This is a genomic window from Pseudomonas sp. FG36, from assembly GCF_057809275.1.
In genome coordinates, this window is record NZ_JBMDJQ010000001.1 from 89866 (window position 1) to 102466 (window position 12601).

A 12601-nucleotide genomic window follows, 5' to 3' on the forward strand; every position below is an offset into this window, starting at 1 on the left:
CTGGTTTCAACGGCGGGTAGCGCCCTGGTTTTCCTTGGCGTTGAGCACCGCGGTGTACTCCCCAGGGTCCGCCCCGTTGAGGTAGTAGTTGCCGACGTTGTGCAGCCGCCAACGGATCGGGTCGTGGGTGGTGTGTACCCGGGCATTGCGCCAGAAGCGATCAAGGTTCCACTTGCTCAGCGACGCGCTGGCTCCCAGCAGCGAGAACAGGTCGCTGGAAATCTTCAGTGACGCCGCATCGGAATGCGCGCGGGCGGTGGCCACCGAAAGAATCAGCTCATCTTGCAAGGCCTTGTTTTCCGGGTCGCGCTCGTGATCGTCAAACACCCGCGCGGCCTCGCGCAGCACCGACTCGGCACCGCGCAGGGCCACGGCATATTCGCCAACCTGGCGGATCACATGGGGCTCGTCACTGGCGCGCTCGACGCCGCTCTCCACCCAGGCGCGGGCATGCTCGCGCAGGTACGCGATGGCAGCCTGCAAGGCGCCAGCGGCGATGCCGGTGTCGATGGCCGCGTGAAGGATCTGCGGGAAGGTCAGGCCGGTGCGCTTCATCGGCCCGCTGCGACGGGTCAGGTAGCGCTCGTCGAGCACGATATTGTCGAAATTCACCGTACCGCTCACCGAGTTCTGCTGGCCGAAGGCTTGCCAGTCATCGACCAGGGTCAGCCCGGGGGTGTCACGGTGCAGCAACACGCCAACACCGCCGTCTTCGCTGGCGGCGGTGAGCGAGATCCACTCGGCCAGGTAGGATCCGGTGGAGTAGAACTTGCTGCCGTTGAGCACCCACTGGCCATCGGCGTTGCGTTCGACGCGGGTCTTGAGGGCGAACTTGTTCTTGCCGCCGACTTCGGCCAGGGCATTGCCGAAACGCTTGCCGGCCAGTACATCGGCGATCAGCCGGTCGCGTACTTCATCCGGGTAGCCGGTAAAGATACCGCGCAGCATCACATTGTGAATCTGCAGCAACTGGCCGACGCCGCCATCGGCGGTGGACACCAGGCGCACGGTTTCGACCACGGTCTGCACCGAGGCACCCAGGCCGCCGAATTCGGCCGGCACGGCGATGGCGGTCAGGCCGCTGCTGGACAACAGCTCGGCCTGGCGGCGGGGGAGCTGGCCGTTGTTGCTCGGGTCGGCGGCCAGCTCGGCGATTTTTGCAGCGACCTGGCGGGCGGTTTCGAGGGCTTCGGCTGCGCTGGTGAGGCGGCGGGCGGGGGAGGGTTCTATGGCACTCATGGAGAGGTCTCGGCTATGTCTGAAGGGGCCAGTGGGCCTGTCTCGCGGGTGAACCCGCAATTGGCCACAGCGCGGCATCAAGCCCTCGAGCAATATCTTTGCCACCCCTCTTCAGGCCCCGTGCTGCGCGGCTTGCGCAACCTTTTGTTGCCAGGGCAGCAGCCGCTCTGCTGATCTGGCAGCACCCCACCCGCAATCCTGCTCCCACTCCAGCAGTAAGCGCCCTTTCAAAACATCCAACGCCAATGAAATCAAGGCCTCCAGCGGTTGGCACGCACACTGCAATGGTGCTTGCACGACGCCCAAGGAGCCACCCCATGACCCTCGCAAGCCCCACCGCAATACGCCCCGCCCACGACCTGTCTGCCCTGGAGCGCATCTGGTTCACCCGCTGCCCGGTGCCCACCGCCTCTGGCATCGCTTACAAGCTTGGTTGGCTGGAGCAGGAGTTCGCCCGCGACGGCCTGCCGGTCTCGACCCTGCAGGAGGCCCGCCAGCTTGGCCATCACCACTACGATCACCAACTGCCCGGGCTGTTCCGCGAAGGCGGCAACGTACCGGCGTTGGCCGCACGCGCTGCTGGCTCGCCCAGCCGGCTGATCGGCCTGACCTGGATCGAAGAATGGCAAACCATTCTGGTCCGCCCGGACTCCGGCATCCGCAGCGCCGCCGACCTGCGCGGCAAGCGCCTGGCCCTGCCGGCCTGGGGCGACAGCCGCCCCGGCAGCATCGCCCGGGCCATGAGCCTGCACGGCTACAAAGGCGCCCTGGCGTCGGCTGGCCTGCAGCTGGGTGATGTGCAACTGGTGGAAGTGGCCCTGCTCGACCAGGCCAACGCTGCGACTCCGCAGCTGGGCCTGCAACGGCTGTGGTCGGGGCTGGAGTACCTGGCGCGCGGTGAAGTCGATGCGGTGTACGTGAAGGGCGCGGCAGCGGCTGATGCGGCACGTCGGCTGGGCCTGGTGGTCGGCGTCGACCTCGACCTGCTCACCGACCCGCGCCACCGTATCAACAACGGCACGCCACGACCGATCACCGTGCACCAGCGCTTGCTCGACGACCACTTCGAGCTGGTGGTGCGCTTCCTTGCCCAGACCTTGCGTGCCGCAGATTGGGCGGCCAACAACCGCGACGCGCTCAACCGCATCCTCGAAGAAGAAACCCGCGCCGGCAGCCAAGGCGTGGCGCAGGCCTACCGGGGTGACTTCCACACCACACTGGCGCCAGACCTGTCCGAGCAGCGCCTGGCCTTCCTTGGCACGCAAAAGGACTTCCTGTACCTGCACGGCTTCCTCGAGGCCGACTTCGCCATCGCCGACTGGGTCGACCCGCGGCCCCTGCAAGCTGCCCATGAACTGCTGGCCCAGCGCCGCGCCTGACCTGACTGGAGATTGAACATGACCGTACTGATCAACGAACGCCCCGTCACTGCCGAACTACAAGCCTTCATCGACCAGGTGGTGGCCGAAGCCGAAGCGGCCTTCAGCGTGTTCCGCGAAACCAACACCATCACGGCCAATGGCACGGTTGGTTTTATCGAACGCGTGCCCGGCGAGGAACTGCTGGTAGCGGTCAACTACGGCGGCCCGTGGCACCACCGCAAGCCGCTGCAGGCCACGGTGACCGACTTTTCCGGCAACGTCATCGTCGGCAAGGGCAAAGGTGGCCTGGGCCGTTACACCAAGCTGTTCCAGACCCACGCCGACATCACCACCGTGTCACACGTGCACAGCCCGTACCTGGGGGCCTGGGCGCAAACCCACCGTACCTTGCCGTTCCACTATGTGCCGGTGCAGCGCTACCAGCTGGCCCGCGAGCTGCCGGTGTACATCGACCGACGCCAGGCCGAGGTGGACTTCATCCTCGACAAGATCGCCGAAAACCCGTTCAACCTGGCGATTCTGGAAGCCAATGGCGGCTCCACGGTATGGGGCAAGCAGGGGCTGCGGGCCACGGCAGAGTTCATCCTGTTGCTGGAGGAGGGCGCGCAGATTCAACTGTTGGCCGATGCCTTGGGTGGGTCGCGGCCGTATGGACCGGGGGTGCTGACCCAGCAGTGGAAAATGAGCGGGTTGTATGAGCGGGCTACCGAACTGGGCCTGGTGCCGGGTATTGACCGGCGTAGCTGATGTGATCGCAGGGGCGCGGCGCGCCCCCTTCCAGAAAAGGATTCACCCCATGGCAGTAAAAATACTCTGGTACCTCACCACGCCGGATGGCCCGCACCCCTGGGAGCCAGAAGGGCGCTGGCACACCGACTTCGAGCACCTCAAGCAACTGGCCATCGCCGCTGACCGCCTGGGTTTCTACGGCTCGCTGCTCGGCTCCAGCCCCAATGAAAGCCTGGCCGTGTCGGCAGCGCTGATCGACGCGACCAAGCGCCTGCGCTTCCTGGTCGCCCAACACCCGGGCGAGCTGTCGCCAGCCGTGTTGGCCAAATGGGCGCTCACCTTTGACCAGTTCTCCAACGGCCGCCTGCTGTTCAACGTGGTCAACGGCAACGACGCTGGCCTGGCCACCCTGGGCGTGCATTATCCGCACGATGAACGCTACGACTTCAGCCTGGAGTACTGGCGCGCCTTCCAAAGCTTCTACGCCGGTGAAACCGCCGGTTACGATGGCCGCTACGTCAAGCTTTCACCCCGTTCGCCAGGCGCTGCCCAACACCCGCTGGGCGGTTGGCATCCACCAAAGCAAAAGCCCGGCATTCCGCTGTGGGGGGCTGGCACCTCGGCACCGGGTGTGGCCCACTCCGTGCAACTGCTCGATGTTTACCTGAGCTTCGCCGACACCCCGCAAAAGCTCGGCGACAAGTTCCGCCGTGTGGCAGCCGAGGCGGCGAAGATCGACCGTGAACTGACCTACGGCACCCGTCTGCAGGTGATCGTGCGCGAGACCGAGGAAGAAGCCTGGGCCCATGCAGAACGCCTTTTGCAACGGACCTCGCTGGCCACCGCGCGCGCGGCCATCGAACGGCAGTTGCCTCCCGGGCAAACCTTCGACAGCTACGTCAGCGACGACCCGCGTATCCAGCGCAACCTCGACAGCATCCGCGCCGGGCGCCTGCCCACCGCCCGTGAGCTGGAGATCTACCCCAACGTCTGGCTGGGCCCCAGCCTGTTCGGTTTCAACATCCTTGGCCCTGCAGCCGGCACTTACCTGGTCGGCAGCGCCGAACAGGTTGCCGAACGCATCCGCGAGTACGAAGCGCAGGGCACCTCGGCGTTCATCCTGTCCGGCTTCCCGCTGATTGACGAGGCGCACCGGGTGGCTGACCTGCTGTTCCCGCTGCTGGACCTGGACCATGGCTTTGAAGTGCCGCGCCTGGGCGCAGCCAGCAAGCCCGGCGTGGCGCAACCGGCGTGAGGAGAGGGTGATGAGCGAGCTGTTTTCGCGCCGGGTGTTTCTCGGCAACAGCCTGGCCGTCGGTGGCGGCCTGCTGCTCGGCGGCGGGCTGCTCAGCGGCTGCGACAGCGGCGCGCCGGCAGCCGCCACGGCGCTGCTACCGGGTACGCCGGTGCGTGGCGGGCGCTTGCGGGTGGGCATTATCGATGGTGACCAGGCCGGTAACCTCGATGCACACAAGCCGGTAGGCGGCGGCATCATCCGTGGCTGGGCGCTGTACGCCAAGTTCTGGGAATGGAACGCCGATGTCAGCACGCGCCTGGCGCTGGCCGAGTTCGCAGAGCCGAATGCCGATGCCAGTGCCTGGACTATCCGCCTGAAGCCGTGGCTGGAGTTCCACCACGGCAAAAGTATCACTGCCGACGACATGCTGTTCTCGATCCTGCGCCTGACCGACCCGCAACTGGCCTCGCCATTCGCCGGGCTGGTCGGCGCTATCGACCGGCAGGCGTTGCGCAAGCTGGACGAGCGCACCATCGAAATACGTTTCAAGCAGGGGCAAAGCTTCTACCCACTGGATGAGACGCTGATCAGTTTCGGCGGCATTGTGCCTACCGATTACCATCCGGTGACCAACCCGGTCGGCGCCGGGCCGTACCGCCTGAAAAGCTTCATTCCCGGCCAGCGCTCGCTCTACACCCGCTTTGAAAATTACTACAAACCCAATCGCCCCTATGCGGACGAGTTGGAAATCATCGAATTCAAGGACCAGGTGTCGCGCGCCGCAGCCTTGCGCGCCGGGCAGATCGACGTGGCGAGCGGTGTACAGGCCGAGCACAGTGCGTTGCTCAAGGCTGACCCACGGCTGCGCCTGTATGCCTCGCCAACCACCTCGTTCACCGGTTTCAACCTGAACCTGGCCAAGGCGCCGTTCCAGGATGTGCGCGTGCGCCAGGCGTTCCGCCTGCTGGCCGACCGCCAGGAGCTGGTGGCGCGTGGCTTGAATGGTTTTGGCCGGGTGGCCAACGACCTGTATTCGCCTCACGACCCTACCTACAACCACGCCATTGCCCAGCGCCCCTACGACCTGGACCAAGCCCGTTCGCTGCTGCGCCAGGCCGGGCAAAGTGACCTGCGCGTCGAGCTGACCACCACATCTGGGCCTGGCGTCAACGCCGCGCTGGTGTTTGCCCAGCAGGCCCTGAAGGCTGGGGTGCAGGTGAAGGTCAACCAAGTCGATGGCTCGGTGTTCAATGGCCCGCAACGCGAGCAATGGCAATTGTCGCCGGGCTCGACCCCAGCCCGCGGCTTTCTCGCCTCGGCGCTGCACAACGATGCGCCGCAGGCCATCTATAACCGCAGCAACTTCCACGACCCACGCTTTACCGAGCTGTTCCAGCAGGCCCTGGCCCAGCCCGACCTGGCGCGGCGCACGGCCTTGGTGCATGAAGCCCAGGTCATCCAGCACGAACGTGGCGGGTTGCTGATCTGGGGCTTTGCCGACGTGCTGGATGCCGCGTCGGCCAAGGTCGGTGGGCTTACCCCGGAACAGACCACCTTCGCCTCCTGGCGCTTCGACGAACTCTGGTTGAACCCCAATGCCTGACGCTCACCACACCCCCCGTACGCCGGCCTGGCTGGCTTGGTTCATCGGCCGCCTCGGTTATGGGCTGCTGACCGCCTGGGTGATCAGCCTGGTGGTGTTCATCGCCACCCAGGCACTGCCCTCGGACCCGGCGCGGGTGATTCTCGGCCCGGATGCGCCACTGGAAAGCATCCTCACCCTGCAGCGGCAACTGGGCCTCGACCAGCCGATTTTGCTGCAGTACCTGCGTTGGCTCGGCGCCTTGTTACGCGGGGACCTGGGCATCTCGCTGGACTCCCAGGTACCGGTGGCGCAGCTGCTGTTCGGCCGCCTCGGACACACCCTGGCCTTGCTGGCCGGGGTGCTGGCGCTGGTGGTGCCGCTGGCCTTGCTGCTGGGGGTAAGCCTGGCTCTACGGCGTGACAGCCGGCTCGACCGCTGGGGGCTGTCGGCGTTGATCCTGCTCAAGGCCACGCCGGGTTTCCTGTTGGCCATCGGCCTGGTGCTGCTGTTTTCCATGCCGGGCATGGGCTGGCTGCCGGCGGTGTCGATCCTCGACCCGCAACTGTCGTTGTGGCGGCAGTGGCCGTCGCTGGTGTTGCCGGTAGTGGCGCTGAGCCTGTCTGCGCTGCCGTACCTCACGCGCATGGTGCGCGCTTCAATGATCGAGGCGCTGGAGTCCGAGTATGTGATCGCCGCGCGCCTGCGTGGCATCCCCGAGCGGCGAATCGTTTGGCGGCATACCTTGCCCAATGCCTTGACCCCGGCGATCCAGGGCGTGGCCCTGACCTTGCGCACGTTGGTCGGCGGTGCGCTGCTGGCCGAAGTGATCTTCAGCTACCCGGGCATCGGCACGGCGCTGAACGCCGCGATCCAGATGCGCGACCTGCCGATGATCCAGGCGGTGGTGCTGGTCATCACTTTGGCGGTGGTGTTGATCAACCTGTTGGCCGACCTGCTGACCGTGCTGCTTACCCCCAAACTGCGCACCGCACGTCGGGTACGGATGATCCGCCGTATCCGCCGTGGCATTCGGCCATGGTGGCGGCGTGCGCGCAGCACCCCTGCCCAGGAGGCCACCCATGACTGATTCCCGTTGGCTGGCCGACCCGCAGATACGCCGGGGCGCCGTGATCACCTTGCTGGTGGCGCTGCTGGCCGCTTTCGGCCCCTGGCTGGCACCCCACGCGCCCACGGCGATGGTCGGGCCGGTGTACGGCCCCCCGGGTGCGGGAGCACCGCTGGGGCACGATTTTCTGGGCCATGATTTGCTTTCACGCTTGCTCAGCGGCGGCCTGTCGGTGCTGTGGATGTCGGTGGCTGCAGCCACCCTCGCATTGCTGGTGGGCGGCAGCCTGGGTCTGTTGGCCGGCTTCTCGCGCAGGCGCCTGGATCAGCTAATCAGCTGGGCCGCCGATGTATCGCTGGCGTTTCCGGACCTGATCCTGGTGCTGTTGATTGTGTCCATGCTCGGGCGGGCGCCTTGGCTGATCGTTTTGACCGTGGCGATCGCCTTTATCCCTGGGGTTGTCCGTCTGGCCCGGGGCAGTGCCGTGGCGGTGGCCGGGCAGGAGTATGTCGAGGCGGCGCAGATGATGGGTTACCCGCGTTGGCGCATCCTCTTTCATGAAATCCTGCCGAACATCCTCACGCCGCTGTTGGTGCACTTCGGCAACATGCTGACCTGGGCGGTGGGGATGCTGTCCGGCTTGAGTTTTCTGGGCTACGGGGTGGCGCCGCCGGCTGCGGATTGGGGTTTGATGATCAATGAAAACCAGGCCGGCCTGCTGGTGCAGCCCTGGGCCGTACTGGCCCCTGCATTGCTGATCGGGGTGTTTGCCTATGGCACCAACATCCTTGCCGAAGGCATTGGCCGGGCCAGTGCACGGATTGGGGAGAAGCAGCCATGAGCGCGCTGTTGAATGTGGCGAGTGAAGTGTTGCAGGTCCACGACCTGCGGATAGAGCTGGCCGGGCAGATTGATGTACTGGCCGAGGTGTCCTTCAGCCTTGCGGCAGGGGAGATTGTTGGCCTGGTCGGTGAGTCCGGCTCGGGCAAGACCACCTTGGCCACAGCATTGTTGCGCCATGCCCGACAGGGCGCGCGCATTGTTGGCGGGCAAGTGGTGGTGGCCGGGCAATCGCTGCTCGAACTCGAAGGCGAGGCCCTGCGCCTGGCCCGTGGGGGGCTGGTCGGCTACGTGGCCCAGGACCCGGCCACGGCACTGAACCCGGCGTTGCGCCTGGGGGCCTTGCTGCGTGAAACCCTGTTGGCGCACCAGCCTGCGCTGTCGCGTGAGGCAGCACGCCAGCGCATCGGCGATACCCTGCTGGATGTTGGCCTGCCGGATGACGACGCCTTCCTGCGGCGGTTCCCGCATCAACTGTCTGGCGGGCAGCAACAGCGGGTGATGCTGGCGCTGGCCTTTGTCTTGCGCCCCCGCCTGATCGTGCTCGACGAGCCCACCACCGCACTGGACGTGACCACCCAGGCCCATGTGCTGCAGACCCTCAAGCGGCTGTGCCGTGACCAGGGTGTGGCGGCTCTTTACGTCACCCATGACCTGGCGGTGGTGCGTGACCTGGTCGACCGGGTGATGGTGATGTACGCGGGCCGACTGGTGGAAGTGGCCGGGCGCGAGGCGTTGTTCGGCGCACCCCTGCATCCCTACACCCGCGCCTTGCTCGCGGCCATTCCCGACATTGCCCGGCGCCAGCCGTTGCAGGCGATTGCCGGGCACGCACCGGCACCGGGGCAGCGCACGCATGGCTGTGCGTTTGCGCCGCGCTGCGGCAGGCGTCGTGCAGAGTGTTGTGTAATCGAGCCGTCGTTGTTGGCGCACGACAGCGGGCATCGGGTGGCGTGCCTGGTGCCGCACAGAGAGCCGCTGTCCCTCGGTGAGGCGGCTGTCGAGGCTGTTGCTGCGCCGGGCGCGGCAGTGTTGCTGGAGGTCCGGGGGCTGGATGTCGCCTACGATCGCCAGGTGCTGTTCGATGTTTCCCTGCGGGTGGGGCAAGGGGAGTGCCTGGCGCTGGTGGGTGAGTCGGGTTCGGGGAAGACCAGCCTGGCCAGGGCGATTGCCGGGCTGGGCGAAAACGTCCAGGGGCAACTCAGCTACGCCGGCAAACCTTTGGCGTTTGCAGCGCGTGAACGGGATGCCGGGTTGCGTCACCAGATCCAGTATGTGTTCCAGAACCCCTATCGAGCCTTGAACCCAAGGCACACGATAGGGCAAACCCTCGGCGCCCCTTTGGCGCACTTTTTCGGGGTCCGTGGCGGTGAAGCGCGTCAGCGGGTCGAGGCCGTGCTGGAGCGGGTGTCGCTACCGGCGCGCGTGGCGGACATGTTCCCGCATAGCTTGTCCGGTGGTGAACGCCAGCGGGTGGCGATTGCCCGGGCGTTGATCTGCGAGCCGAAGTTGCTGGTGTGTGACGAGATTACCTCGGCGCTGGATGTGTCGGTGCAGGCGTCGATTCTGGCCTTGCTGAAGCGACTGCAGGGGGAGGGGCTGACGGTGTTGTTCGTGACCCATGACCTTGGGGTGGTGCGGGCGATTGCCGACCGGGTGCTGGTGTTGCGCCAGGGACGGGTGGTGGAGCAGGGGGCTGCTGATCAGGTTCTTGGGCGTCCGGTTGATGCTTATACCCGGACGCTGGTGGAGCATTCGCCTAGCCTTTCAGGTTGAGGGTGATCAGAACTGGTAATCGACCTGGGCCAGCAGCGTGCGGCCCGGCATCGGTTGCAGGAATGTGTTGGTCGAACCGGCCAGGCCACTGACGAAATTCAGCTCGTCGGTAACGTTGAGCATGCGCACCGTCACGCCCCATTGCGGCTGGCGGTAGTACACGGCAAGGTCGAGGTTGTATTCGTCCGGCACTTTCACCGTCTTGCTCAGGTTCAGGTACCAGCTGCTGGTCCACCAGCCGGAAAGCTCGACGCCAAACCCCGAGTCGAAGCGGTAGTCGACATAGCCGCCGGCGTTGTATTCGGGGATCTGCACCGCATCGAACTTGCCGGACGGGCGCTGATTCAGGCTGTTGTTGTCGCCGAATACGGTGCCGTTATCGGGCATGAATCCGGCCGAGGCGAACCCGGCCTGGCTGGTGAACTCGTTGTAGGCGCTGATGCGGCTGAGGTTGAGGCCGCCGCGCAGGTGCTGGTCCTGGTAGCGCAGGGTCGCTTCCCAGCCTTTGACGATCAGCCGGGCGATGTTGTTGTTGCTGTCCGGCGACTGGTCGCGGGCCTGTTTGTAGGCGGCCAGGGTAAGGAACAGCTGGTCAGGCACTGCTTCCACTTTCAACCCGACCTCATGCAGCACGCTCAGGCTTTCGAAGGCCAGCGGGTTGAGCTGATTGGCCCCCGTGCCGCTGCCCCAACCCAGGCCGTTGGTGAAGAAGCCGGTATTCACCGCCAGCGAGCGGTCGAAGGTGTAGTACAGGGTGCTGTTTTCTGTAGGTTTTACGTAGGGGCTTACCTGCACCGAGAACAGCCGGTAGTTGTCCGAGTCTTTGCGCGGGTTGCCGCCGGGCAGCACGAAGGGGTTTTCGATACGGGCGTCGATCCAGCTGCGGCTGGCGCCGATGTTCAGGCCCACGCGTTCGCCCAGGCGCAGGTTGTGTTGGCTGAACAGGGTCTTGGTGGTCCAGGTGCTGTCGGCGGTGTAGGGCGCCACCGATTCTGCATACAGGCCGTGCCCGGCCGGGTATATGGCGGGCAGGTTGAGCCAGCCGTAGTAGCTGGAAAATTGCGGCACGCCGGGTTGGCCGATCCAGGCCGCGTTGCCACCGGCGGGGTTACGGCCGCTCAGGCCGAGCAGGTCGCCGGGGTTCTTCAAGGTCGGGTCGAGGGTCAGGTCATAGGCGTTGATGGTGCTGCCGAAGCTGTTGTTGGCGGCGATCGACTCGTTGCGCTCGCGGCGGTAGATCAGCCCTGTGTTGCTGTCGTCGACCAGGGTCAGGTCGCCCAGCTGCCACTGACCACGGGCGCGAAATTCGAAGCGGTTGTCGAAGATGTCGTCCTTGCCCTGCACCTGGAACGCCCCGACGGCATCGGTGGTGTCGGTGGAGTGCTGGTAGAAGGTGCTGTTGGCCAGGGTTATCGATGGGGTCAGGTCGCCTTCGACGCGCAGTTGCGTGGTAAAGCGTCGCGAGCGATTTTCATCCTGCGCGCGCTGGCCGGTCTGTGACGACAACGAAGTCAGGCCGTTGCCTGCCAGCGATGGGTCGTAGACCCAGCCACGCAGGCTGCCGGGGTTGGCCTGGGTATTGGGCGAGGCATTCTGGAAGCTGCCATCGACTACCTGATACTGGCCCTGAGCATTGCGCTGGCGCTGGACCCAGCCAAGCACCTGGGCGTCGGCGGCGCCGGAGGAGAGCACCGGCGACCATAAGTTGTTGCCGTTCTGGACGATTGGCGTGGCGCGACCGGCGTAGTACTTGCCGTGGTCGACCAGGTCCTGGGTGGCGCGGTTCCAGCCGTGGGTGATGTTGTAGTCGTAGTAGTCGTCGTAGGCTGCGTTCCAGTCAACGCGCAGGTTGTCGTTGCGCCAGGCCAGCGCGCCATAGAAGGCGTCGAAGTTGTTCTCGACGTTGTCGTAGAAGTCTTCCTGGCGCTGGCGGGTGATGCTCACCCGGTAGGCCAGGTTGTCCGTCATCGGGCCGGTGTTGTCGATGCTGAACTTGGTGGCATCGCGCGATTCGCCATCGGGGATCCAGCTGCCGATTTCGCCGCTGAGCTTGGTACGGAAACGGTTGAAGTCGGGTTTCTTGCTCAAGTAATTGACGTAGCCACCGCTGCCGCTGACCGAACCGTAGGTCACCGACGACGGCCCGGAGACGATGTCGGCGCCCTCGTAGGCGTTGAAGTTGGCAGGGTGGCGCACGCCGTAGGCGCGCTGGCCATCCTGGAACACCTCGGTGTTCTGCCCGCGCATCTGCGGGGCGATGCCGGCGTTCTGGCCACCGCCGCGGGTGATGCCGGGAGCGTACTTGACCAGGTCGTCGGAACTGCGGATCGGGTCGTTGGCCAGTTGTTCGGCATTGATCTGGGTGACCGAGCGCGGGGTGTCCAGCACCTTGGCTTCCAGGCCGCCGTAGATCGAGGCCGGTGGGCGGGTGGGCAGGGCGTCGTCGTCGACCTGTTCGGCCTGCACGGTGACGGTTTGCAGCTGGGTATCTTCGGCGCGGGCTGGCGGCAGGCTGCCGGCCAGAATGGCCAGCGCCAGGACGCTGGGCTGGAATTTGGGGTGCAGCAAGGTAACGCGGGACATTGGCTGGGCCTCGTTCAATAGTAAGAATGTGGGAGAAACAAGGGCGCAGCCGCGCCTGCGGTTGGTTTTTTTTGTGTTGCCTGTCCCGGCCCTATCACCGGCAAGCCAGCTCCCACAGGGACTGCATGGGCTTGAAGGCTGGCGCTATCCCTGTGGGAGCTGGC

Annotated in this window: 9 protein-coding genes; 7 read left to right on the forward strand and 2 right to left on the reverse strand. The window is 65.6% G+C overall.

Going from position 1 to position 12601, the window contains the following annotated elements:
• Positions 1-6: 6 nt before the first annotated feature.
• Positions 7-1239: an acyl-CoA dehydrogenase family protein gene (locus ACODS9_RS00425; RefSeq protein ID WP_277503667.1), complete on the reverse strand. Its 1233-nt coding sequence runs from the start codon at positions 1237-1239 to the stop codon at positions 7-9.
• A 317-nt stretch (positions 1240-1556) separates the two neighbouring features.
• Between ACODS9_RS00425 and ACODS9_RS00430 the strand changes: the two genes are divergently transcribed.
• From ACODS9_RS00430 to ACODS9_RS00460, 7 genes are read left to right on the forward strand one after another with little or no spacing between them, the layout of a single operon-like run.
• Entirely contained in the window at positions 1557-2618 is a 1062-nt protein-coding gene (locus ACODS9_RS00430; RefSeq protein WP_489092980.1) for an ABC transporter substrate-binding protein, read from the forward strand.
• 18 nt (positions 2619-2636) lie between these two features.
• Entirely contained in the window at positions 2637-3368 is a 732-nt protein-coding gene (locus tag ACODS9_RS00435; protein WP_489092981.1) for a class II aldolase/adducin family protein, read from the forward strand.
• A 49-nt stretch (positions 3369-3417) separates the two neighbouring features.
• On the forward strand, positions 3418-4605 hold the full coding sequence (locus ACODS9_RS00440; RefSeq protein ID WP_401105146.1) for an LLM class flavin-dependent oxidoreductase: 1188 nt from the start codon (positions 3418-3420) through the stop codon (positions 4603-4605).
• 10 nt (positions 4606-4615) lie between these two features.
• Positions 4616-6190, forward strand: coding sequence for an ABC transporter substrate-binding protein (locus tag ACODS9_RS00445; protein ID WP_489092982.1), 1575 nt, complete (start codon positions 4616-4618; stop codon positions 6188-6190).
• Positions 6183-7259: an ABC transporter permease gene (locus ACODS9_RS00450; protein ID WP_110699555.1), complete on the forward strand. Its 1077-nt coding sequence runs from the start codon at positions 6183-6185 to the stop codon at positions 7257-7259. Before ACODS9_RS00445 ends, ACODS9_RS00450 begins: the two co-directional genes overlap by 8 nt.
• Entirely contained in the window at positions 7252-8079 is an 828-nt protein-coding gene (locus ACODS9_RS00455) for an ABC transporter permease (RefSeq protein WP_277503678.1), read from the forward strand. Before ACODS9_RS00450 ends, ACODS9_RS00455 begins: the two co-directional genes overlap by 8 nt.
• Positions 8076-9854, forward strand: coding sequence for a dipeptide ABC transporter ATP-binding protein (locus ACODS9_RS00460; protein WP_401105150.1), 1779 nt, complete (start codon positions 8076-8078; stop codon positions 9852-9854). The genes ACODS9_RS00455 and ACODS9_RS00460 overlap by 4 nt, the downstream gene beginning before the upstream one ends.
• A 6-nt stretch (positions 9855-9860) precedes the next feature.
• Here ACODS9_RS00460 and ACODS9_RS00465 read toward each other — a convergent pair whose 3' ends face one another.
• A complete protein-coding gene (locus ACODS9_RS00465) occupies positions 9861-12437 on the reverse strand; it encodes a TonB-dependent receptor (RefSeq protein ID WP_489092983.1) in 2577 nt (858 codons plus the stop codon).
• Positions 12438-12601: the final 164 nt, after the last annotated feature.